The following is a 23421-nucleotide window of genomic DNA, read 5'->3' on the forward strand; positions in this document are numbered from 1 at the left end:
CTGTAAATTGGGGTTAATTTTTGATTGATTAAGTAGATTATTATAAGAGGAGTCCCACAAACATACTTTTCCTCATTCAGATTTTGTAGTAAATTGTGGAAAATCAAAAGAAAATGCAGAATCATCGAAGTAAATAGAACATGAATTAAAAAATTTCTATTTTAAACTTGGGGGAATTCGCTAAATAAGATAGTCCAAAATCATATGTCAATTTACGATCATAATAAACTATTTTAGAATAGATTCGAATTTTGGAGTTTATATAGATCAGATATGTAAAAATGGCAGTATAACCTGTCCCAAATAAATCTCCAGCGATAATAAATACAAAATAATTGTGAAACTGTAATTGTTTCATTTAAGAAATGTGCGGAGAACACAAGACCAAAAAACGGAACAATGTTATTAAATATAGCTATTTGTATCGCTTCTACCGAATCTGAAATTTATGGGAATAATAAACTCTATCATCAATTGAAAAAAGAACTTAGAATTAAAAAAAACATAGGAAGATTTTAGTCTTCCTATGTTTTCGTTCATATTATTTATCTGTTTTTTTTTGCTTCTGTTTCAAATACTCCGCACGCATTTTTTCAAGTTGCTGCTTTTTATCAAATTTGGCAGGCGTTTGTTTTTCATGAAACTTTGTCACAGCTTTCTGACCTTTCGTATCCAATTGATATTTTCCCACTTTGTTCACCTACTTTTCTGTCCTTAAAAAGAATCTATTCAATAAATATAATATACCTTATTTACTGAAGTAAACCTTATTACTTTATATGTGTACTGCTAACTTTGCATATATCCAGTTTAAACAGAAAAGCTAGTTGCAGACTAGATTGCTGAAAAATTAAACTTGATGCTGTATATGCTGAACTTTTACCTCACCAGTAAAGTTCCATTTGATCATATCATAGAAGACATAAAGATTTTGCAAAAGTAACAATCCAAAAACTTTGAATAACGATGTGTTCAAAGGGCATTCTAACTATTGTTGCAATTTCAAATCACAATAATTAGGAGGATTTTACTTATGACACAACATCAACATTCCCATAGATCTGGTGAAACAGTAATGGAAACAGGTCACTATATTGACGCAGACGGAGAACATATTGAATTAACAGCTGGGCAAAAGTTTCCTAACTGCCCTTCTTCAGGTCAACCCACTAATTGGAAGCACGAGCAGTAATAAATGTATAAATGAAAGGCGGCTTACAATGATGTAAAGCTGTCTTTAAAGATAGACAGAAATACTTCGAAATATAAATAGGCAATAATAAAGCCCAAATAGATATGTTTTCATACAAAACACTCTACTAAAAAGTAAATATGATAATCTCTCATGTATTACTAAACATTCAATTCAAATATTTAACTAGGTATTCTGCATCTTTGCCTACACCGTAAAGAAGTCCTGACCCTCTAGTATACTGCCATGGTAATCCTAAAAAGAATAACCCTTTAACTGGGGTAACCCCTCTTTCATGAATAGGAATACATTTTTCATTCATGACATCATCTATTTCGAGCCAACTATAATTAGTTTACATTTATTGGAGTTGAGTCGAATAATGGGAGTACATGACAATGATAAATTTGTTAGCCATATTGTTTTGCTTCAAATTCATTAGTAAATGATTGTCCAGGCATAACTGGTATTAGACCATCCATACTAGGCGGATGCATACAATGAAAATGAATAGAATGTGGATGACTTCCCTTATTTGTAAAGTGGAAACGTAACAGATCACCTTGGTCCAGGAATCGTCCCATTGAACGTCCAACCTGGAAATTTAATTCCTTTTGCAATTTCAATTTCTTTATCAATTGCAACAACAGTATCACTATTCATTAAGCCCTTTTACATTGTAATAACAAAAGATAGCGCAAAAAGTATTGGTAATAAAACACTTATCTTTTTTAGAAAACTTAAAAGCAAAAACACAAGGAATATTAGAGACATTCCCATCAACATAATAACTTCATCGGTTACATCTGTAATTTGTTTATATTCATAGTTTGGTGGCGTTCATCGAAAAATCTCCTTTCCTTAGTGTCATAATACAGGCAGTAATGTTGTCCACATACTTGAGATTTTCCAAATACAAAATGGAATTCCGAAAAATAATATTATCAAATCTTCGAAAGAACTGATCATACAAGAAGATATATACATGTTCCAAAAACAAGGGAAGGAATAAAAAATCAGTGATATGAATTAGGAAAATGTCTGTGATTAGCTTATATTAATCAACTATGGAGACGACCAATACATTTTGGAACTAATTTGAAGGGAAAACAGTTTTATTTTGTTATGACCAAAAGAACTTGCATAGGAAGTATGTGCAATCCACTTAGTAATAGGTGATTTTTTGTATTTAAAAGGGCTTCCCAAAAGTCAGTTCTCCTAACTTAAGGGAAAGCCCAATTTTTATTTATGCAGCTTTATTTGTGGTGCTTCTATACTGTCACACTGATTTAATTTACTGTTTTTATAACCGTAAGTAGCGTAAATTACTAAACCTATTACTAACCAAACTACGAATCCCTTCCAAGTAAATGCTGAAAGTTGGAACATTAAATATCCACAGAATAAAATTGCTAATACTGGAACAACAGGAACCCAAGGAGTTTTAAATCCACGTTTTAAGTTTGGATGAGTTTTTCTTAAGACTAAAATACCAAGTGATACAGCTGAGAAGGCAAATAATGTACCAATATTTGTTAATTCGGCTAGTTTATTCAATGGAATTAAACCAGCAAATGCAGCAACTAATCCACCAGTTACCCATGTACTTACAACCGGTACTTGAGTTTTACCATTAACTTTTGATAATTTTTTCGGAAGTAAACCATCTCTACTGATTGAGTAGAATAAACGTGTTTGTCCAAACATCATTACGATTAAAACTGTAGTAATACCAATTATTGCACCTAGTGAAATGAAACCAGCTGCCCAATCTTGGTGGATAAATGATAAAGCAAAAGCAACAGGATCTTTAACACCAAGTTGATCGAACGGCACGATACCCGTAAGAATTAAGGAAACAACGATATATAAGATTGTGCAAATTGTTAATGCAGAAATAATACCGATTGGTAAGTTACGTTGAGGATTTTTTACTTCCTCAGCAGCAGTAGATACTGCATCAAAACCAAAGTAAGCAAAAACAACCACTGCAGCTCCAGCTGTTACACCAGAGAATCCCATTGGCATAAACGGTGTCCAGTTTCCTGGCTCAACATACCAAACACCTATAGCGATGAAAAGAATTACTACTGCTAATTTAACAATTACCATTACAGTGTTTAGTTTTGCAGATTCTTTTACACCTCTAGTAAGAACGAATGTAACTAATAATACGATAAGAACTGCTGGTAAATCTATAAAAGTTCCTTTAGAAGGATCAAATGCACTTGTTAATGCTGTTGGGAAATGAATTCCAAAACCTGATAATAAACTTTGGAAGTAACCAGACCATCCACTAGCTACAGCTGATGAAGCCAGTCCATATTCAAGTACCATATCCCAACCTAATATCCATGCCACAATTTCACCGAATGCGACATAACTATACGTATATGCGCTACCTGCCTCAGGAATCATTGATGCAAATTCAGAGTAACATAATGCAGCAAATGTACAGGCTAAACCTGCAATTATAAATGAAAGTATAAGTGCTGGACCAGCATAATCTGCTGCTGCTACACCAGTTAGAACGAAAATCCCAGTACCAATAATTGCACCTATTCCTAGCATTGTTAAGTCAAATGCACCTAAAACTTTATTAAGTGAACTGTTAGATAATCCACTCGTTACTGATTTTTTTCGAAATAAATTCATAAAAACCTCCTCTAAATTCTTGAGCTACTTTTCCAATTTTAATTATTTAGTACTTTCATAGTTGTTTGTAAAAAATAGAAAATTCGGACAACTAAAACCATAAAAATTTAATTGTTTGAATTAAACGCGATTTTTATCTTATCATACGATTTGTAACTATACAAAGCATATTTCAACAAAATAAAATATTCAGAAAATGTGTAGAAAGACTATATTCAGATCCTTTTCTAAAATTAAATAAACAAAGACAGCATTGGCTTATTATCCGTACCCTTGTTACAACTTGACTACAACACTTTTACTCTCCATGCAATTTGAAGAAACAAATTTATTGGCTAATCCACCAACTGCTTTGATTCTAAATAGAGCGATTGAATGAATTTTTTCATATTGATACGGCTTTGATTAGTGCTTTTTTCACTTTTACCTTCAAGCTCTAACATTTTCTTTCGGACTTCCGAGAAATCGAAAAATGTGGATGAATACGCTTCGAATTTTGGATTCGTGTAATCTGTTAATCCTAATGAGGCAATATGGATGAGCACATGGTAAATAGCTCTGCGAACCCGTTGTTCGGAGGCTTTCGATTCTTTTTGTATTTCCGCCTCGGTAGCCTGTTCCCCAAGCGTTTTTTTTGCATACCCATAAAATATGTCTTTTAGAGACGGAAAGATGTAGAAGGATCCAAACTTTTGTTTTTGGTCCTGCAGGAATTCTAAAATATTCATCAAGTCTTCACTACCGCTTTCTCCGATAATCCCTAAATCAGAAATCAATGAACGGCCGGCTTCGATTATGTTTTTTGTATGAGAAGAGCCGAATGGTGGCGACTGATGACCTTTTAATAAAGTTAACGATTCTTGTATGCCTCGAATTGATTTTTCCAGAATCACCCGTTCGTTAACCTTTTTTAACACTACTGAGATTTCAATGCGGTTTAACGGCTTAGTGATGTAGTATTCTGCTCCTAAACTATATACTTCCCCTATGAGCTCCTTTGCCTCTACTTGCGAAATCATCACGAATTTCCCCTTGAATTCAGAAGAAAGAACACGAATTGTTTCAATTCCATCCCTCTTTGGCATCAGTAAATCAATAAGTACTACGTCTACTTTTTTGAGCGCAAGCAAGTCATTGTCTACCAATGATCCGTCTTCTGCTTCACCCATCACTTTGCCTAAATCCTCATCCTCAATCAAGTCTATCAGCATCGCTCTAATAGCTGGATCATCGTCTATTATAAAATAATTCATTTGATTTATCCTTTCTGTATCATCGCATTAATTGGAAGCTCGATAACAAATACTGTTTCTTTATGACTTTCTTTTAGCTTAATATGTCCGCCAAGCTTGTCCACGGTTAGTTTCACATATGAAAGTCCAATTCCTGTAGAAGGATTGCCGGAAGCATCATACTTAGATGTAAACCCCTCTTTAAAAATGACTTCTTTCAACTTCGGTGCAATGCCTGGTCCATTATCACAGACATGAAATTCTACAATCCAGTCTCTTCGAATGACATACAACGATACATGTCCCTCTTGCTCAATGGCTTCCACCGCATTTGCGATCAAGTTATTTATCAAAGATAATACCCTATATACATGATATGGCGGATGTTCCCCTTCGACGTGCATAGAAAACGAAATGTGTTTATTCAATAACTCGGCATACCGTCTATTGGAAACAAGGATAATGTTACACAGTAACTCAATGCCCATGTAGTCCTCTAGCTTTTCTGTAGAAATCAACTGTGATAGTCCAGCATAAATTCGCTGATTATCTTTTTTTACTTCATGCACGAGACTTGCAATTTGCAGTGCGGTTTGGGAAAAATGCACATGAGAAACTTCCGATTTCAACCTACGATAAAAATCATAACTTATGCGGGTGATTTCTTCCGCATTTTGCATTGTTTTCTTAAGCTGTACCGATTCCTCATACAAATTCGAGATGAACAACAGCATTTGCTCGTTTTGTCTACGCTGCTCTTCCACTGCCAATTTTGATTCTCTCAGTTTAAAAATGTTAAAAAAGCCAAGTACGAAAAAACTTCGAATAAACGCGATAAAGATAATCTGTTCGATTGAGTGAAATGCAATCATTTTATCCGCTATAGAGTATCGAATCACCATTTCAACTAAACTTGCACCAATTTCTATGACCATTCCTAGTAATCCTATCATAAATGGCTTGTTATGCTGCTCATTCATCTTAGTAAAATGAAAGATGAAAGCGAACACCACGTAATAAAAGAGTACCGGAAAATGACTGTAAAATGCCTCATCAACCGGTATGTTACTGATTAGGGCCGCCAAAAAAAACCGAAATACAAACACACTTGTCCCAGTCAAAATTCCTGCAATATTCGGGTGAATGCCCCTTCCCAATAACAAAAATAAGAAAAATGCCGGTGTCCCCAGGCTAACACGGAAAGCATCATTGAACGGATAGAATTTAAACTCTCCAGCGAGCGGAACGGTTATCATCAAAAATACAACTGCTAAAATTCGTTCCTTCAGTTCGACACCTCCAAACATTAAACATTTTACTCAAACCTTTGGAAAATTGAAATAGTTGTGAGAAAATTATTTATTTTTTATTTTTTATTTGTAGGTTTTTGTATGATTCGGTATGATTTCGAGTGGAATCGCTTACATTCATATTCTTAATAACCTTGAAGGGGTGTATGGGATGAAAAAACTAAAACTCGGGTTAGCTTGGCAGATTGTAATTGGTCTCATTTTAGGTATCGCAGTTGGAGCTGCCTTTTATGGAAATCCAAGTATTGAAGGATTCCTAAAGCCGATTGGAGATATTTTTATTCGTTTAATCAAAATGATTGTTATTCCTATTGTTGTCTCAAGCTTAATTGTCGGTGTTGCCGGTGTTGGGAATATGAAAAAGCTTGGTAAACTCGGTGGTAAAACAATTTTATATTTTGAAATCATTACAACTATTGCCATTCTTGTTGGATTGCTAGCGGCAAATATCTTTCAACCCGGTAGCGGCGTTGATATGTCATCATTACAGAAAACAGATATCGGAAGCTATATACAAACAACCGAAACGACGAAAAGCCACGGTTTTGCTGAAACTTTCGTCAATATCGTTCCGCCAAATATCATTTCAGCAATGACAGAAGGAAACATGTTAGCCATTATTTTCTTTTCTGTTTTATTCGGACTAGGTGTGGCAGCGATTGGTGAAAAAGGAAAACCAGTCTTAAAGTTTTTCGAGGGTACAGCTGAAGCAATGTTCTATGTGACAAATCTAATTATGAAGTTTGCTCCATTTGGTGTATTTGCATTAATTGGTGTAACTGTATCAAAATTCGGTGTCCAATCACTGATCCCATTAAGTAAGTTAACGATTCTTGTTTATTCAACGATGATTTTCTTTGTGTTAGTTGTTTTAGGACTTGTTGCAAGATGGGCAGGCATTAACATTATTCATTTTATTAAGTTATTAAAAGATGAACTGATCCTTGCTTATTCAACGGCTAGTTCTGAGACTGTTTTACCTCGTATTATGAATAAAATGGAGAAATTTGGATGCCCTAAAGGAATCACATCGTTCGTTATCCCAACAGGATATTCTTTCAACTTAGATGGCTCTACGTTATATCAAGCATTAGCGGCCATTTTTATTGCACAAATGTATGGTATTGATTTATCGATTAGCGACCAAATCTCATTAGTACTTGTATTGATAGTAACATCTAAAGGAATTGCAGGGGTTCCGGGAGTTTCGTTTGTTGTATTGTTGGCAACGCTCGGTACAGTTGGAATTCCGGTAGAAGGATTAGCGTTTATCGCAGGTATTGACCGTCTTTTAGATATGGCGAGAACAGCAGTTAACGTCGTAGGTAACTCGCTTGCGGCAGTTGTTATTTCTAAATCAGAAGGTCAATTCGATAAACAAAAAGCGCAAGCTTATATTAAATCACTTGATTCCGGTAAGCAAACAAATGTAGCATAATCTTTCTTAACATGATAATTGAGTAGACCTAGATTCACTGACTACTAAATTGCAGGCATTGACTTCATTTCTTATGCCTTCGCTTTTTTAAAATGAGATCAAGCTCTACTTCTTGTAATCAACTAATATATATAACAATTAATCGTTGAAATTAAAAGCCTGTATCTTCAAATACCCAGTAATTTTCGATACAGGCTCTTTCTATCTATTAACATTGTTATGTTTAGACTGACAAAAAAGAGAAACTCGCAGGATAAAGAGTTTCCCTAAAAAATAGGTGATATTGGTAAAAAAGAAAAATGTAACTGTACTTTATTATATAATAATTATTATGTATTGTATTAGTTATTCGCCTTTCTTGTTGGAAGTATTTTCCACCGTTATATAACTAAAGCAATACATTAGTTACACAAGAAAAGCCTTAGTTAACCCTGAATAGGCAATTTCATATTCTGATTTCTCGTTCCAAAACCTAATGCAATCGCGGCGCCAATACAGCAAAAAAAGCAACCAGCAATCAAATACACTGATGGATCAGACTCACCGATTAAAACAGAGGCCACTCCACCAATTGCGGGGAAAAGGGCGACCATATAGCCACTTTGAGCTCCTCCAATTTTTTCTACTAGCTTCAAATAGAATAACCATGCAGCAAAAGAAGCAACCAGCGTTAAATATAGCAACGCAGATAAGTACGTAAAAGAAGTTGAAATAATAATTTCTTTCCCTTGAAACCATATTATTGCTCCCATAAATAAACTGCCCACTGTAAATCCAATTGCATTTGCATAAATGGGATCAACCTTGCGATTTGCATTTCTTGCAGAGCAGGCGTCACCAACCGCTGTTAGGAGAGTACCTAGGAAAGCGAAAATAATTCCTTTTATGTCATGGAACCCTTGAAAATTTTCCAGTGAAGGATAAATTAGAATACACACTCCCAATACACCAAGAATACCTCCAATTAGAACTCGCGAATGTAATTTTTCTTTTAAAAAAATCCGGAGAGCAATCGGAGTTAAAATCACTTTTAAAGAAAATACCAGTGTTACGATTGCTGCAGAACTCAAAATTGTAGCGTAATAAAGACACAGATAGCTTAATGCAAAGTTACATATTCCAAATGCCATTACAAACGGGATATCTTTTCTTGTTGGTCTCCCCTTTGGGCGAATGAACAAAACAAGAACTAAAAATAAAAAGGCTGTCATAACTAGTCGAAAAGTTAAGGATAATTCCAAGCTTACTGGAGTTCCTTGAATTTTTACAGCAATAAAATTTAGTCCCCATACAATCAAGCAAAACATATACATAAATTTTATCATTAATATTACCTCTTCCTACTGTTCCTCCAGTAATTGTAACAAATCAAACTAAAGTAGTTCAAAAGATTCTCGATTCAATTCTTTCAATAATTTGCTTTTTAGTTCAATTAAAAAGCGACCTTCTATTGAAGAATCGCATTGTTTTAGTTGAACAAGTACTCACATTTCCGTTAATTTATTTGCCTTCGTGCCAAGCTTTTAAGACATAATACAAAAAAATCTCCTATTATAGAGTTGTCATTCACAGACTTAGAAAATCTAATTTTTAAATTCTAGGTTGGTAGTCTTAATTTAAGTCTGTCTAAAAAATGAAAAATCCCTAAATTAAAACCTTTTTGGTTTGGTGGTTTGACAGTTTCGTTCATATCAGTTGCATAGAACGTTTAAGCATTGACTAATAACTGTCCCCATCCTTACAGGAAATTAAAAAGACCGTGCAAGACGGAATCCAAGGTCGTCTATGCAAAATGACGGATGGCTACGACGACGACATGAAGCGCCACAACCTCTTGCTACCTCTGCCCAGCTACCACCTCGAAAAATTCGGTAGGACCCATAGACCTGTTCATCATATAAATCCCAACACCACTCCCAAACATTTCCTAACATATCATATAGACCCCATGCATTCGCTTCCTTTCTTCCAACTTCATGTATTTTATCTCCAGAATTTTCATTATACCAGGCAATTTTATCAAGTTCACCGTATCTATAACCCGTCGTCCCTGCTTTACACGCATATTGCCACTCTGCTTCTGTAGGAAGTCTATAACCATCTGATTCCCAATCACAAAATATGTTTTCACCATCATTACTTATTGAATAACACTCTTTCAGTCCTGCTTTCTGTGAAAGTAGATTACAAAAAGAAATTGCATCATTCCAAGAAATATTCACAACTGGTTTTAGATCTATGACAAAAGTATTAAGTGATGTATTTGTTATAGTATTGTATATACCCATAGTTACAGGATACTGGGCAAAAAGGAATGGTTTTATTTCAGTTTTCCATTTACTTTTTATTCTATCGTCTCTTAATTCTATATTTCCCCCTGGAATTTTTACCATTTGATAGTCAATGTAACTCTTAATTTCATTTGACACTCTGTCTTCCTCCTAATGCTCATGATTTAATAAAAATCACCTCGTTAAGAACTATAAGATCAATTCAAAAAAATACGTTGGTATTTTGTAGATAAAAATCCATTAGTAAAATAAAAACGTCTGCAAATCAGCATATTCGTTATACAATAAACGCATGCGTTAGTTCAATAAGATATTTATTATCTATGTGTTATAAAGTTAATAATGCTTACCAAGTTGGGGGCTCTAATCGTTTATTACGTCATGCACCAACATAATGGATCAGTTCCACCACAATGAGGGCAACACCCTCCTGTATAAGTAATTCTAATTTGATCTGAATGAAGTACATAATAATCAGTAATAGGTTCAACGCCAGGGATCACTATCCCACCTGGAATCTCCGGTAACTTGACCTCCCGCACTGTCATGTCAGACCACTTGCCGATCCAGGAACAAATACTGCACTTTAATATCTCTTCCGAACAAATCGGAGCAATTTGGATGACAATAATACATTCTCTACTATTTGTATTACCATTAGGACAATCGTGTACTTTCACGAATCTCCACCTCTCATCAAATTTAAAACTTTTCAAGTACCTTCTTTTTATTATTCTTTTTAACAGTCAATTAGTCCTTTTTAATAAAATAGAGGATAATCAAATGATTACCCTCTAAATGTTGTAAAACCAACGCATGCGTTAGCCATCCATGAATCCTCAGATTCACAACAGTGAATGGAAGCTTATTTCGTACTCCCATGGTAGTTGAATAACTTTCAGCAATATGAACTATTTTTTGAATAACTAAATTAACCTCTTCGTTAACTTTAATTACGAATAAATAGTCCGTTTCACCTTCAATTGGTTCAATACTCGGAAGAACGCCACTTGTTCGATATCTCCTCAATGTGATAAGGTGTCGTTCTGCAGCATCCACCTATTAAACGTGCACCTGCTTGGTACCATTCTTCAGATTGAATATCCAACACGTTACATTGTTCATGACCATGCCATGTTTTTGTTTCTGGATTATAAGTTTCACCAGAGTTTGGATAAACAATAATCGGTTTTTTAGTGTTTGCCCTCAACTCTTGTATTGCACCAGTCACAACGGTTACTGGCGCACAATTGATGCCTATCGCTACAATTTGTTCACTTTTCTCAAAAACTCGTGCACACTCTACGAGTTTCATACCTTCACTTATCTCTTTCTCATTTTTTAACGAAAAAGAAAGCCACGCATATGTTTCTGGATACTCACGTAATAATGTATCTAATACTCTTGCTTCTTGCAAGGAAGGGATCGTTTCAAATGCCAATAGATCTGCACCTGCTTCAATTAACGCTGACATTCTCGAACGGTGAAAGTCTGCTAATGTTTTATCTGTCACACCATAGTTGCCTACATACTCTGAACCATCTGCAAGGTAAGCCCCGTACGGCCCAACCGATGCAACAACCAATGGTTTAGGCCTATTCGTTTGCTTATTTTCCTTCCAAAAATCATCTCTTGCCCTTCTTGCAAGTAACACCGTTTTCTTAATTAATTCCAAAGCTTCCTGTTCTTGTATTCCACGCGCGGAAAAACCACTAATAGTAGCTTGATAGCTTGCTGTTATGGCACAGTCCGCACCAGCACGAAAATAGTCCGAATGAACCTGATAAATAAGTTCCGGATTTTCTAGTAACACACGTGCCGACCAAAGGGGATCGTCCAAATTACATCCATGCGCCTCCAATTCTGTAGCTAATGCTCCGTCAAGAAGCATAATGGAATGTTGGGATAAAATAGCATCAATTGGATTGACTTTGTTCGACATAATCTACGCCCCTCTTTTTTAAATTTTTTGTTAGATAATAACTTCCATAGCAAAACAAAATAAACGGTATGCCGCAATATAAGGCAATTCTCTGTGTTGGATCGAATGCAATTCCAATACACGATGCCAGACAAAGGATAAAAGAAGCAATTGGTACTAATGGATATAGTGGTGTGCGATAAATCAAGTCCTTTTCAGAATTTCCTTCTTTCAAAAATTGTCTGCGAAATAGGAACTGGGAAGCACTAATACTCATCCAAACTACAACTACTGCTAGACCGGAAATGGAAACAAGTACGATATAGATAGTATCTGGTGCCACAATACTTGAGAGCAAAGCCAAAGCTCCACCCACCATGCTGAAAATGACGGCGTTGATTGGAACACCTTGCTTCGTCATTTTTCCAAAAATCGGAGATATCGTATTCTTATTAGCAAGCGACCAAAGCATTCTAGAAGAGGCATAAAGGCCTGAGTTTGCCGCAGATAAAATAGCTGTTAAGATAACGAAATTCATTATGTCAGCTGAATATGGCACCCCAATTCGTTCTAGAACTGCAACAAAAGGGCTCTCTAATACACCAGCATCGGAAATAGGCAATAACGCAGATAAAACAAAAATCGTTCCTACAAAAAAGATGATCAATCTCCACAGAGTAGTTCGAATGGCCTTCGGTATCATTTTTTCCGGGTTCGCGGTTTCTCCAGCTGCAATGCCTATTAATTCTGTTCCCGAAAAAGCAAAATTAACCGCAAGCATGGTCATTATAATGCCCGTAGCACCATGAGGAAATAAACCTCCACTTGTAAAATTAGAAAATAATGGTGCTGCTTTTGAATGACTCATCGGAAGCAACCCTAGCATTGCCGCTGCTCCTAAAACAATAAAAATCACAATAGCTATAACCTTTATCGATGAAAACCAAAATTCGGATTCGGCGAAAAATTTAACAGTCATGACATTTAATACAAAGATCAAAATGGCAAAAATAGCACTCCATATCCAAACATTAATCGATGGAAACCAACGCTTCATAAGTAATCCTGCGGCTGTAAATTCAGAACCTAAAGCAACAGTCCAAGTTAACCAATACAACCAGGCTACTGTATACCCTGTACCCGGTCCAATGTATTTAACTGCATAACTGTGAAATGAGCCCGTTTCAGGCATATGTACGGAAAGCTCTCCTAAACATAGCATGACTAGATAAACCACTAGCGCACCAATCAGATAGGATAGTATTGTTCCAAACGGGCCAGCTTGTTGAATAGTGTAGCCCGAGCTTAAGAATAAGCCAGTTCCAATCACCCCACCAAGTGATAGCATGACTAAATGACGTGCTTGCATGTTCCTTTGAAATTCTTGCCCATTTTTGTTCCCCATTTCTACTCTCCTTTAGTTACTATCCAGAAAAAACAAAAAACGCACTCTAAAAAAGAGTGCGCTACTGACAAATAAAAACGGAAGCTCTCATCTATCAGGTTATCACCCGCTGGAATTAGCACAGTGTCTACATAAGCAGACCTGTTGCTGAGGCTTCAAAGGGCCAGTCCCTCCACCTCTCTGGATAAGAAATATTTTTTTATAACCATATCAATCCATTCGATAATTGTCAAGATAATTTGATTTTTTTTAAAAATTATCAATTATTGATTTACTATTTTATCATTTCTTATGCAACTAAACTGCCAAATACCTAAATAATAAAGTAGGGAAATCTCTCACCACACGGGGGCATCGCATTTTCCTTCAAGACATACCCTGCACCATCACGTTATAAGCCACATTTCCTCGTTCTGACTTCTAAAGAAAATGCCATTTTAGTGGGCTTCCTCACTCTTCGAAAAGTCGCCAACTTACTCCGCCGCCGTGCTTCACACTTCTTGCATTAGGGTCTATCTTTTCGTCTACGGGTCTCTCGATTTACCGCATCTCCTTCAGACAATACCTCGCGATAATGCCCTAGATTAGACTTCTCGAGCTAGGTCAGTCTCCTCGAGTATGGATTTTCACCATCTGGAATTCATAATTTTATCCTTCATCCAGTCGTTACACCGAAGTGTCGTCTCTGTCTAAATAAAATAATTGAAGGGCGCTGACTAATCAGCACCCTATGCGACTGCCCATCGCACAAAAAGCAGCCAATGGCTGCTCTTGATCTTCAACTATCGCATTACGTTAGTTGATTAAGAACTACAAAAACAGACTGGCCATTGAATTAAAGATATAAATATTTATCCAGAGCATGGATTAAATAAAGACCAATTCTATGAATATACAAGACAAGCAATCTTTTCAATCGCTGAGTCACTCAACATTGTTTGAGTGCTTTTATTTGTAGGTAAAAGTTAAAATGATTCTATTAAGTCAGAATTAGAGAACGATAAATATTTAACAACTCATAAAGAGGTGAAAGACTTTAAAAGACTCGAAATAGCTTACGCTAATTCTTCTTTAAATGTCGATTAATATTAATTCTTTATAGATAAATTATCTCTAGCTCGGAAAGATCAAAAAGTTACAACGTTTAATGAAGAGCTAATCAAAAAAACTTATAGAAGTAAGAAAGAAAATGAAAAAAAAGGTCAATTCGATTCAAAATAAATATTATAGTGATGAGCAAAAAAAATCGCAGTAGATAAAGAAGATAATGAAAATACGATTATTACTTACATTGTTAATGCAGTTAAAGATTTTAATCGCCAGCAAAGAGCAGTCGAACGTACGATACTGTAAAGGTTTTAGACGCTTTTGCAGGTGATATAACTGTTGAATAGGTGTATGTTAAGTCGGGAAAACGTTGTTATATCAACGTCTTTATTAAAACCGGAAATTACTCGAAATGGATTTTACAACCGATTTTAAAAACGTACTAATTTCGGAATGAACACTGATTTTACAACTGAATAGTAAGTAAATCTTGATAATAGCATTAAAACTTTTTAATTTATGTAAACTTCACATGAATAGAATATGCATAATTTTTATTCTTTTTTGGAAATGTAAAATTGTACCGTTTATTAAGAAGAAATGTGGAAAAATGAGAAGTAATGAGCCTTCAGAAAGTAGTAATCCTGAATTGTGAATAAGGAAGTGACCTGCGATGATTACTAGCCCCAAAGACCGTATTACAACAATTCAAGTAGTTGTTATCATTATCAATTATATACTTGGAACGGGAATTCTAACCTTGCCACGAGCAGCTACAGAGAAAGTGAAAACACCAGATACCTGGTTAACTGTAATTTTAGGCGGGCTGATTGCGATGGTGGCAGGAGTTATTATGGTCAAATTAGGACAACGGTTTCCCGGAAAAACCTTTTATCAATACAGTCAAGAAATTGTAGGGAAATGGATGGGTAAGTTACTAAGTCTAATCCTTGTATGTTATTTTGTAATGATGGGTGGATTTCATATCTGTGCATTAGTAGAAGTAACAAGTTTATTTTTGTTGGAAGGTACCCCAACTTGGGCCATCGCGATGCCATTTATGTGGATAGGTCTCTATTTAATTATGGGCGGCATAAATCCGATTGCCCGTCTGTTTGAAATTATTCTCCCTATTACGGTCGGCATTTTTTTGGTGGTTTCTTTTATGAGTTTTAAAATATTTGAAGTGGATAATCTGCGCCCGGTACTGGGGTTGGGGATCATGCCCGTACTAAAAGGAATCAAAACAACGGCTCTCTCATATATAGGTTTTGAAAGCCTGTTGATTATAATGGCGTTTATGAAACAGCCAAACCAAGCAGTAAAAGCTGTTTTAGTTGGAATTTTCATCCCACTGATCTTTTACTTGATAACTATCGTAATGGTCATCGGTGGACTATCCGTCGATGGTGTGGTAACCAAAACTTGGCCAACGATTGATCTCATGCGAAGTTTTGAAATGCCTGGTTTGCTATTTGAACGGTTTGAGTCCTTGTTACTTGTAATATGGATTATGCAAATGTTTACTTGCTTTAACGTTAGTCATTATGCTGCTTCTTTGGGGCTTGCCCAACTCTTTAAAAAAAACATTCATCCATTTATGTTTGGCTTGCTTCCGGTTATTTATATCATTTCCATGACCCCGAAAAATACGAATGACCTATTTAAACTTGGGGATACGATGGGCAATGTTGCGTTTTTTTTATTTGGTATACAACTGCCACTACTTCTGCTTGTCTTAAAATTGAAAAAGAGGAAGTATAAAGCAAAATCATAACAAAGTATGGTTTCTTTTAGTCTTACTGTTAGTTCTTTTGCTTCTGTCTCTTATTAGGTGTTAGAACAACAACGAAATTGTTGTATTAAACTTAAGGCGAAAAGTTTTAAAGTACAATGGAATGAATTTACAGAAGATGCCTGGTACGTTTGATCGCTATTCAACTACCATGGGAGAGCGATATAATCTTCCATTCACTGTTGTGAATCACTGATTCATGGGTGGCTAACGCAATGCTTTAGTTGAATAACAGATTAGGAACTGATTGATCAGTTCCTATTTTCTTATTTAATAGGATAATTAAAGGAACAATCTAATATATTTTATAAATCTATTATTAGGAGAAAGTAATGCCAATTATTAAACATGACCAATTTATAAAAGCACCTATTGATATATGTTTCAATCTTGCAAGAATTGTTAGTGTTCACACGCAAACTACTTATAGAACAAAAGAAAAAGCTGTTGGTGGTGTGACAGAGGGATTATTAGAACAAGGGGATTTTGTTACCTGGGAGGCAATTCATTTTGGTATAAAACAAAAATTAACCGCTAAAGTGATTTTAATGGAAAAACCCAAGAAGTTTGAAAATGTTATGATCAAAGTTTCCCTCCAAGTGGAATTTTTAATAGATTCTACTTTAGAGGGAAAATTTTATTCATCCATTTTCTACCAAACTATTCTTCTTCAAATTCATCAACGTCTATATCTTCAAATTCAATTTGTTCATAGAAATGCTCATTTTTTTCACCATTAAAAACTACAATTATAGTTTTTGTATCAAATAGATTGATTCCAGTACTTAGATTATGTTTCATTGTTCTAATCCACTTAATTTTAGATATAGAACTTGTAAAAAAGTTTTATATTGTTTAATAGTGGATTCTGAAATTTGATATTTTTCACCGTTTGTTATTAAAAATTCCAATAGCTGCTCAATCGTAATAGGAAGTTCAAATTTGTTTTTCAATAAAATCACCTCTAGAATGTATTTTTCGAAATTTATTCCGCGCAATACAATCGCATTTATTTTTTAAAATTCCTTCTTAGAAAATAAATTTTTTTATGGGTAATAAAATTGAAATAATCGATTTTAGTGTAAGTAATCAATTATCCTTCGTAGAAACACTGGTTAAACTCACTAACTATGAAATAGACGTAAGAGAGAAAAACATGTTTCATTCGATGGTTAAAGTGGGAGCATTTCCCCACTTAAAAGAAGTGAGTGATTTTAGTTTTGAATTCCAACCAACAGTTAATAAACAACAAATCCTTGATTTTTTGACCTTACGTTTTATCGAAGAAAAAGAAAATATTGTATTTTTAGGTCCTAGTGGAGTTGGAAAAACACATTTAGCTACCGCAATCGGAATCGCAGCAGCTAAAAAGAGAACAAGTACGTACTTTATAAAATGTCAGGAATTACTTCAGCAATTAAAAAGAGCTAGGATTGAAAATCGATTAGAATCACGGTTAAAGCATTATACAAAATATAAACTACTTAATATTCATGAAATAGGCTATTTGCCGATTGACGCGGAAGATGCGAAGTTATTCTTTCAATTGATAGACCTACGATATGAAAAGCGAAGTACGATCCTAACAACGAATATTAATTTCAAATCGTGGGATGAAATCTTTCAAGATACCAAACTAGCCAACGCCATTTTAGATCGGGTACTACATCACGCAACAGTAGTAACAATTGTTGGTGAATCATACCGAATTAAGCAACATATTTCGAAAGAGAATGAGTGATTTTGTGCATACTTAAATAATCAAAAATGTACATGTTTAGGTTGACATTTATAGGGCATTATTACCTTTAAAAATTTGTACATTTATTGCAATTCACATCAAAAAACTGCATTTAAGCAGCTTTAATCTTCAACTAAAGCGCCAGTTAATTCAATAAGAAATTTTAAATTAAGTGGTTTAACCCTAATTTTCAATCTTAAATTCGGTACTCTGAACACCGCCATAACCTGATGCGGAACTAATTTTAATTTCATAATTTCCTTTTGGAATTTTACTTATCATTAATCGATAATCAACTTTCTGATTAGGTTCTAACACCAATAGTCTACCGTCTTTGTTATTTTCGTTTAAATCTAAGTGTTCCATTATTATTTTTCCAGAAGGTATTTCCTTGTTACCTAAATTATTAATGCCCACATTGTATTCTAACCAATTTCCAAATTCCAATGTAGCTTTCTCCTTACCCACATTAGTAATACTAAAAAGAAACTTCCTTTTCCCATCAACTTTACCTTTATCCTCTAATTGAGAAAGTATTTTTGGTTCCTCTTGATTCTTGCTACCATTTAAGTAAAAAAATAATAATCCGATAATAATAAGCAATCCAAATAATACTAATAAAAGCTTCTTCAAATTTTTCCCCCGATCAATAAGCTATTTGATATTATAATGCACTGCTCAATTCTTAATTCATATTCATTTTTTAAGAAAGTAGTTCTTGATTTTGTTTCCATACCACAACCAGCTAATAAAAATAATAGAATAGACAGGAATACTTATGTCTACATTTTCAATAAATTTTCTCTATTTTGATTCAACTATCCTTCTATTTAATCAAATAAAAAAAGCTGCATTTACGACTCGTGATCTTATGCAACTAAAGCGCCAGTTAGTTGTATTAAATAGTTTTGTACTTGTTTTTAAACGAATTTAAAAGTAAAGTTATTCGAATGGATTTTTGCTTTGATGATTGTTGTACTTAACAACCTTCAGAACATAACAAGTCAAATGTCCTTGGTAAACTTTGATATGATTATATAAAGATGAACGAAAAGTGATTGAACAGTGTACATCTGATCAACCACTTTTTTCTATTTGGTAGTTCTTTGAATAAGTGGGAGCTTATAATTCCCATCCAGCATTTTTTCCAGCATTTCCGGTTTAGCGCTATACAACCGCAAAATCAATATAAAGCCATCTGCGGGTGCTGGAAGCCAGTTTGATTCCCTGTCAAGCGGCCTTGCATGTTGAATGTACAGTTCCAGTGATCCGTCTTCATTATATTTCAGACCCTCCGTCCGGTCCGAGATCGAATAACGATTAATTTCGTTCTCGACAAGGTAGGAATCCGTACCATACATCGTAAGGGACCAAAAGCCATTCACTGCCGGTGTCTGGCCTCTCTCGAAATGGATAACATAGTCATTCGAACCGTGCAACGGTTTGCTTTCGTTGTCCAAAAAGGCAATTGGAAACAAAGACTCTTCCGAGAAATTTGACGCTAATCCAATAAGAGCGACGATGGAACGCATAAGGTAATTTCTTCCATATGCACCCAAATCATAATTTATGTTCCATCCATTAACACCCGTTCCTGTTGCTTGTACAGAGGAACTTAAGAGTATTTCTTGTGCATCTTTAACGGCGCGATTCAACCCAGCAATTATTTCTGCTTTCAATTGATCCTGTTGGAATCCTTTCTCCATATCGATTCCGATATGCTTAAATTGCTCGACCAATCCAAGTTCTTCGGTAGCCGGAGGATTCAATTTCATCGCTTGTGTCATAATGTCAAAGTATAACAGCGGATCTTTCAAGTGGGTGTCGGTGATTACTGGCAAAGAAGCATCCACTAGCGCTTGGTTCGATTCCAATGACGTGAGCTTATATTCACTTTGCAGAGCAATGACATTAGATATGTCACGCTCTCCGTGCAAAAGCGTTCGGCCAATAATCCAAACGGTGTTCGTGCGGGAATGGATCGTTATATCGACGTCAGGCACATCCGCCTTCCAATCTGGTCCAACAATCGCACATTCACCCTTTTCTGTCCCTATCGTTCTGGTGTCTATATTGGCGAACGTGTCCGCACAATTGTCCAATATCTGGAACTTGTAATATCTTCCTTGCATTTCAGGCACGCTCAGTACGATGGGTCCCACAAATCAAGCCATGCATTCGAATACAGCGTATCGTTATTTGGGAAAGGTACATCTTTGAAACCAGGCCCGATCAGCTTCTGAAAATGGAAAAATTGATTGATAGGAGCGCTGATCGAATAATTCAGATTCGTATGTAGTTGTTTAAGTTTTTCCATAACAACAAGTGGGTAACCGTAAATATAACCTTGTACTCCAATACTATAAGCAAGGTTCTCAAGGTATTGGTTTGCTTTTAAAACTACTTCCTCTGTTTGAGTATTCTCCATAAAGATGATTCCCTCCATAGCTTTTAGTGTGTTACTAAATTGAATTTACTTTAAATTTAAGTGTATTCCTTTTTTATTTGAATAGTTTTCGAATAATTGTTAGTGCGCCTTTTGAAGTATGGTACCTTACACTTAAATCGAATTTTGTTGTTTGAGTTAGGACACTTTTTTCATGAGTAAAACATTTAAATGAATGAATTCCATGGTATGATCCGTGTCCGCTTTGTCCAACTCCTCCAAAAGGTAAATGAGGCGTTGTAATGTGAAATATCGTATCATTTACACAACCTCCACCATAGGGAACATCTCCTATAATTCGTTCTTTAATAGATTTATCTTCGGTGAAAAGATAAAGAGCCAATGGTTTTGGATTTTTGTTAATTTCATTTATTACAAAATCGATCGATTTAAAAGGTAATACTGGTAAAATTGGTCCAAAAACTTCTTCTTGCATTACTGCGTGATTTAATGACACATTAGTAAGAATAGTTGGTTCAATAGCTAACGTATTTTCGTCTGTTTTTCCACCATGAAATACTTTTGGGCCTTCTAACATTTTTTTTAACCTTACGAAATTACGATTATTAACAATATGTGTATAGTCACTATAAGTTAGTGGATTTTTTGTATATAATCGCTCAATCTCTTCTTTTATAGCTCCAAGAAACTTTTCTTCAATTGATTCGTGTACATAAACATAATCTGGAGCAATACATGTTTGACCAGCATTAAAAAATTTTCCCCAAGCGATCCTACGAGCAGCAAGTTTTAAATTTGCACTTGAATCAACAATTGTTGGACTCTTCCCACCAAGTTCTAGGGTAACAGGGGTTAAATGTTCACTTGCAGATTGCATAACAATTTTTCCAACTTGAACACTTCCTGTGAAGAAGATGTGGTCAAATTTTTCATTTAATAGCGCAACACTCTCTTCAACTCCACCTTCAACACAAGCAATAAACTCGCGTGGAAAGGTTTCTTTAATAATTCTTGAAATAAGAGCAGAAGAATTTGAAGTAAGCTCTGACGGCTTTATTATTGCTGTGTTACCTCCTGAAATCGCACCAATAAGGGGTATAAATGTTAATTGAAATGGATAATTCCAAGGTGAAATAATTAAGTTTACTCCAAATGGTTCACGATAAGTTTTACAACTACTTCCAAAGTGAGTTATTGGAGTCCGTACATTTGAAGGTTTCATCCATTTTCTTAAGTGTTTTTTCACATATGAGATTTCATTTAGAATTAAAGCTATATCTCCAAAAAAACCTTCAAATACACTCTTATTCAAGTCCTTATGAACTGCTTCTAAAATAAGCTTTTCATTTTCTGAGATTACTTTATACAATTTATCTAACTGTTTCATTCTAAATTCATATGATCGTGTTTTTCCAGATCGAAAAAAGGCTTGCTGATAAGAAATTAATGAAGCGTATTGTGACGATTTGGTTAATGGATTATCTACTAATTGATGCATATTAATCTCCTTTTTATGGTTTTAATTACCTTTGTTATTTTTGTAATATTCTGACTTATGTAGACATAACAATTAATTGGCTAAAATATATAATAGATTATAGAGACATGTTAAATAATAGATTTGTTCTTCCTTTGTCAGAATATACTTTAAATTATTCACACTTTAAATTTCTTTTGTTTTCGTATAATTGATGCGATTAGTTTGATTTTTAAATGGTAAATCAGGTTTTGCAAAGATAGCAAATAATGTCCCACCTACAAATAAGATCGCAGCTGTGCATAGTATTGTATAGTTAAATCCTTTCAAAGTGGTATTTCCCCCTAGTTCAATAATGTAACCGCAGACTAACGGCCCAAAGATACCAGCCAAATTTTGAAAAGAAGTCCCAATGCTAACCATTAGTCCACGTCTCTCAGGTAATAAACTCATAATGATAATAGGACCAACACTCAATATATTGGTAGATAACCCTACTGATACACCTAATAATCCAATCACAAGCCCTGGTGATTGTACAAATGTTGTAGTAAATAGTAATCCTGCACTGATTATCTGTAAAAACGATGAAAATAATACTCGAGATGAACGTAAATTCTTCGATTTCTTAAACAGCTTATCAGACCATATAGAAGCAAAGATTGATACGACCAAGTTAATAAGCCCAATTGTTAATACTGTAAATCCCATCTTCGTTTCGGATAAGTGAATAGCTTTTACTAAATAAACAGGTAGCCATACTGAAACCCATACCACTAGCCAATAACATGCGAATAGATTGATTAGAGTAAAGATTAAAGTAGGAGAGAATAAAACTTTTCTAAACTCTGACCATTTAAGTTTCTTCTTTACATAACTTATTTCCGAATTTTCATTTGTTTTCTTCGAATTATCTTTTACAAATCTCCATACAAGAACCCAAATTAGACTCAATATCCCTAAAGATACGAAAGAAATACGCCAGCCATAAATTTTATTTACATGTACTAAAATGGGGGTCAATATCATTGCACCTATCATTCCACCTGCATTACCAATCGAAATAGCCGTCCCTCGCGACTCTTCTGGGAATACTTTACTAATATGACTAATCGCGACCGGTCCAAATGGCCCCTCAAATATTCCAAGAAGTACTCTGTAAATAAGTATAAAAGCGAAACTCTTTATAAAAAAGGTGCTAAATTGTAATAACGACCAGGCAATTAAGAGAATACCTAATAATTTTTTTGTACCAATTTTATCAGACAAAGCACCCCCGATTACACCAAATACGCTAAAGAACCAGAAAAAAACGCTGCCAAGTAAACCGTATTGAACATAGGATAGGTTAAAATCTTTAATGATATATACAGATGCGACACTTGTGGAAGTTTTATCTGCAAAGTTTATTAGGGTTGCGAGTAATAACATAATGATAATTACCAAGCGATTCAAGTAATAGTCTCTCCCTTCCAATTTTGTATTATTTCCTTGCAATTTCCTGTTCTTC

Annotated in this window: 21 protein-coding genes, 1 pseudogene and 1 riboswitch; of the genes and pseudogenes, 5 read left to right on the forward strand and 17 right to left on the reverse strand. The window is 34.9% G+C overall.

Going from position 1 to position 23421, the window contains the following annotated elements; genetic code table 11:
• Positions 1-541: 541 nt before the first annotated feature.
• Positions 542-691, reverse strand: a complete 150-nt coding sequence (locus B6K90_RS23635) for a hypothetical protein (protein ID WP_088012018.1) — start codon at positions 689-691, stop codon at positions 542-544.
• Between the two features lie 342 nt (positions 692-1033).
• Here B6K90_RS23635 and B6K90_RS23640 point away from each other — a divergent pair, with 342 nt between their 5' ends.
• The gene (locus tag B6K90_RS23640; protein ID WP_167555295.1) at positions 1034-1192 is read left to right on the forward strand and encodes a hypothetical protein; all 159 of its coding nucleotides are present in this window, start codon (positions 1034-1036) and stop codon (positions 1190-1192) included.
• Between the two features lie 169 nt (positions 1193-1361).
• Here B6K90_RS23640 and B6K90_RS23365 read toward each other — a convergent pair.
• The 5 genes and pseudogenes from B6K90_RS23365 to B6K90_RS06935 form a co-directional block, all read right to left on the reverse strand.
• Positions 1362-1547 (reverse strand): annotated as a pseudogene (locus B6K90_RS23365) (NAD(P)/FAD-dependent oxidoreductase); the annotation flags it as partial.
• 55 nt (positions 1548-1602) lie between these two features.
• Positions 1603-1776 (reverse strand): multicopper oxidase domain-containing protein, encoded by a 174-nt coding sequence (locus tag B6K90_RS06920; RefSeq protein ID WP_235821742.1) that lies wholly within the window; start codon positions 1774-1776, stop codon positions 1603-1605.
• 658 nt (positions 1777-2434) lie between these two features.
• Entirely contained in the window at positions 2435-3847 is a 1413-nt protein-coding gene (locus tag B6K90_RS06925; RefSeq protein WP_088012019.1) for an amino acid permease, read from the reverse strand.
• A gap of 335 nt (positions 3848-4182) precedes the next feature.
• Positions 4183-5100, reverse strand: coding sequence for a response regulator (locus B6K90_RS06930; protein ID WP_088012020.1), 918 nt, complete (start codon positions 5098-5100; stop codon positions 4183-4185).
• Between the two features lie 5 nt (positions 5101-5105).
• Positions 5106-6386, reverse strand: coding sequence for a sensor histidine kinase (locus tag B6K90_RS06935; RefSeq protein WP_235821743.1), 1281 nt, complete (start codon positions 6384-6386; stop codon positions 5106-5108).
• 154 nt (positions 6387-6540) lie between these two features.
• Between B6K90_RS06935 and gltP the strand changes: the two genes are divergently transcribed.
• Positions 6541-7827, forward strand: a complete 1287-nt coding sequence (gene gltP, locus B6K90_RS06940) for a glutamate/aspartate:proton symporter GltP (protein WP_088012021.1) — start codon at positions 6541-6543, stop codon at positions 7825-7827.
• Positions 7828-8252: 425 nt separating this feature from the next.
• On the opposite strand, the gene B6K90_RS06945 is transcribed toward gltP, so the two are convergent.
• The 6 genes from B6K90_RS06945 to mmuP all read right to left on the reverse strand — a co-directional run bounded on the left by B6K90_RS06945 (position 8253) and on the right by mmuP (position 13444).
• Positions 8253-9152 carry a DMT family transporter gene (locus tag B6K90_RS06945; RefSeq protein ID WP_088012022.1) on the reverse strand — a complete coding sequence of 300 codons (900 nt, stop codon included), beginning with the start codon at positions 9150-9152 and terminating at the stop codon, positions 8253-8255.
• A 423-nt stretch (positions 9153-9575) separates the two neighbouring features.
• Entirely contained in the window at positions 9576-10220 is a 645-nt protein-coding gene (locus B6K90_RS06950) for a formylglycine-generating enzyme family protein (protein ID WP_170927410.1), read from the reverse strand.
• Between the two features lie 272 nt (positions 10221-10492).
• Positions 10493-10798 (reverse strand): hypothetical protein, encoded by a 306-nt coding sequence (locus B6K90_RS06955; RefSeq protein ID WP_088012024.1) that lies wholly within the window; start codon positions 10796-10798, stop codon positions 10493-10495.
• Between the two features lie 70 nt (positions 10799-10868).
• On the reverse strand, positions 10869-11147 hold the full coding sequence (locus B6K90_RS06960; protein WP_088012025.1) for a hypothetical protein: 279 nt from the start codon (positions 11145-11147) through the stop codon (positions 10869-10871).
• Positions 11107-12060, reverse strand: a complete 954-nt coding sequence (mmuM, locus tag B6K90_RS06965; RefSeq protein ID WP_088012026.1) for a homocysteine S-methyltransferase — start codon at positions 12058-12060, stop codon at positions 11107-11109. The genes B6K90_RS06960 and mmuM overlap by 41 nt, the downstream gene beginning before the upstream one ends.
• Complete coding sequence (gene mmuP / locus B6K90_RS06970; RefSeq protein ID WP_088012027.1) at positions 12035-13444, reverse strand: S-methylmethionine permease; 1410 nt, start codon at positions 13442-13444, stop codon at positions 12035-12037. The genes mmuM and mmuP overlap by 26 nt, the downstream gene beginning before the upstream one ends.
• A gap of 84 nt (positions 13445-13528) precedes the next feature.
• Positions 13529-13635: riboswitch (SAM riboswitch) on the reverse strand.
• A 1529-nt stretch (positions 13636-15164) separates the two neighbouring features.
• Between mmuP and B6K90_RS06975 the strand changes: the two genes are divergently transcribed.
• The 3 genes from B6K90_RS06975 to istB all read left to right on the forward strand — a co-directional run bounded on the left by B6K90_RS06975 (position 15165) and on the right by istB (position 18027).
• Positions 15165-16268: a spore germination protein gene (locus tag B6K90_RS06975; protein ID WP_088012028.1), complete on the forward strand. Its 1104-nt coding sequence runs from the start codon at positions 15165-15167 to the stop codon at positions 16266-16268.
• Positions 16269-16618: 350 nt separating this feature from the next.
• Positions 16619-17026, forward strand: a complete 408-nt coding sequence (locus B6K90_RS24090) for an SRPBCC family protein (RefSeq protein WP_235821744.1) — start codon at positions 16619-16621, stop codon at positions 17024-17026.
• A 308-nt stretch (positions 17027-17334) separates the two neighbouring features.
• Entirely contained in the window at positions 17335-18027 is a 693-nt protein-coding gene (gene istB / locus B6K90_RS06985) for an IS21-like element helper ATPase IstB (RefSeq protein WP_088012029.1), read from the forward strand.
• Between the two features lie 183 nt (positions 18028-18210).
• Here istB and B6K90_RS06990 read toward each other — a convergent pair whose 3' ends face one another.
• The 5 genes from B6K90_RS06990 to B6K90_RS07010 form a co-directional block, all read right to left on the reverse strand.
• Positions 18211-18660, reverse strand: a complete 450-nt coding sequence (locus B6K90_RS06990; protein WP_088012030.1) for a hypothetical protein — start codon at positions 18658-18660, stop codon at positions 18211-18213.
• A 458-nt stretch (positions 18661-19118) separates the two neighbouring features.
• Positions 19119-20159, reverse strand: a complete 1041-nt coding sequence (locus B6K90_RS24330; protein ID WP_140381402.1) for a DUF1254 domain-containing protein — start codon at positions 20157-20159, stop codon at positions 19119-19121.
• 11 nt (positions 20160-20170) lie between these two features.
• The gene (locus tag B6K90_RS24335; RefSeq protein WP_167555298.1) at positions 20171-20455 is read right to left on the reverse strand and encodes a DUF1254 domain-containing protein; all 285 of its coding nucleotides are present in this window, start codon (positions 20453-20455) and stop codon (positions 20171-20173) included.
• A gap of 73 nt (positions 20456-20528) precedes the next feature.
• Positions 20529-21932 (reverse strand): aldehyde dehydrogenase, encoded by a 1404-nt coding sequence (locus B6K90_RS07005; RefSeq protein WP_088012033.1) that lies wholly within the window; start codon positions 21930-21932, stop codon positions 20529-20531.
• A gap of 165 nt (positions 21933-22097) precedes the next feature.
• Complete coding sequence (locus B6K90_RS07010; RefSeq protein ID WP_167555299.1) at positions 22098-23366, reverse strand: MFS transporter; 1269 nt, start codon at positions 23364-23366, stop codon at positions 22098-22100.
• Positions 23367-23421 lie beyond the last annotated feature (55 nt).

Source organism: Gottfriedia acidiceleris (genome assembly GCF_002128425.1).
GTDB classification, from domain to species: domain Bacteria; phylum Bacillota; class Bacilli; order Bacillales; family Bacillaceae_G; genus Gottfriedia; species Gottfriedia acidiceleris.

Excerpts from the sequence above, each read along its gene's own strand:
- B6K90_RS23640 (WP_167555295.1), top strand. The coding sequence starts at position 1,034 with ATGACACAACATCAACATTCCCATAGATCTGGTGAAACAGTAATGGAA.
- B6K90_RS06920 (WP_235821742.1), bottom strand. The coding sequence starts at position 1,776 with ATGGGACGATTCCTGGACCAAGGTGATCTGTTACGTTTCCACTTTACA.
- B6K90_RS06925 (WP_088012019.1), bottom strand. The coding sequence starts at position 3,847 with ATGAATTTATTTCGAAAAAAATCAGTAACGAGTGGATTATCTAACAGT.
- B6K90_RS06930 (WP_088012020.1), bottom strand. The coding sequence starts at position 5,100 with ATGAATTATTTTATAATAGACGATGATCCAGCTATTAGAGCGATGCTG.
- B6K90_RS06935 (WP_235821743.1), bottom strand. The coding sequence starts at position 6,386 with ATGTTTGGAGGTGTCGAACTGAAGGAACGAATTTTAGCAGTTGTATTT.
- gltP (WP_088012021.1), top strand. The coding sequence starts at position 6,541 with ATGAAAAAACTAAAACTCGGGTTAGCTTGGCAGATTGTAATTGGTCTC.
- B6K90_RS06945 (WP_088012022.1), bottom strand. The coding sequence starts at position 9,152 with ATGATAAAATTTATGTATATGTTTTGCTTGATTGTATGGGGACTAAAT.
- B6K90_RS06950 (WP_170927410.1), bottom strand. The coding sequence starts at position 10,220 with ATGGTAAAAATTCCAGGGGGAAATATAGAATTAAGAGACGATAGAATA.
- mmuM (WP_088012026.1), bottom strand. The coding sequence starts at position 12,060 with ATGTCGAACAAAGTCAATCCAATTGATGCTATTTTATCCCAACATTCC.
- mmuP (WP_088012027.1), bottom strand. The coding sequence starts at position 13,444 with ATGGGGAACAAAAATGGGCAAGAATTTCAAAGGAACATGCAAGCACGT.
- B6K90_RS06975 (WP_088012028.1), top strand. The coding sequence starts at position 15,165 with ATGATTACTAGCCCCAAAGACCGTATTACAACAATTCAAGTAGTTGTT.
- B6K90_RS24090 (WP_235821744.1), top strand. The coding sequence starts at position 16,619 with ATGCCAATTATTAAACATGACCAATTTATAAAAGCACCTATTGATATA.
- istB (WP_088012029.1), top strand. The coding sequence starts at position 17,335 with ATGGGTAATAAAATTGAAATAATCGATTTTAGTGTAAGTAATCAATTA.
- B6K90_RS24330 (WP_140381402.1), bottom strand. The coding sequence starts at position 20,159 with ATGCAAGGAAGATATTACAAGTTCCAGATATTGGACAATTGTGCGGAC.
- B6K90_RS24335 (WP_167555298.1), bottom strand. The coding sequence starts at position 20,455 with ATGGAGAATACTCAAACAGAGGAAGTAGTTTTAAAAGCAAACCAATAC.
- B6K90_RS07005 (WP_088012033.1), bottom strand. The coding sequence starts at position 21,932 with ATGCATCAATTAGTAGATAATCCATTAACCAAATCGTCACAATACGCT.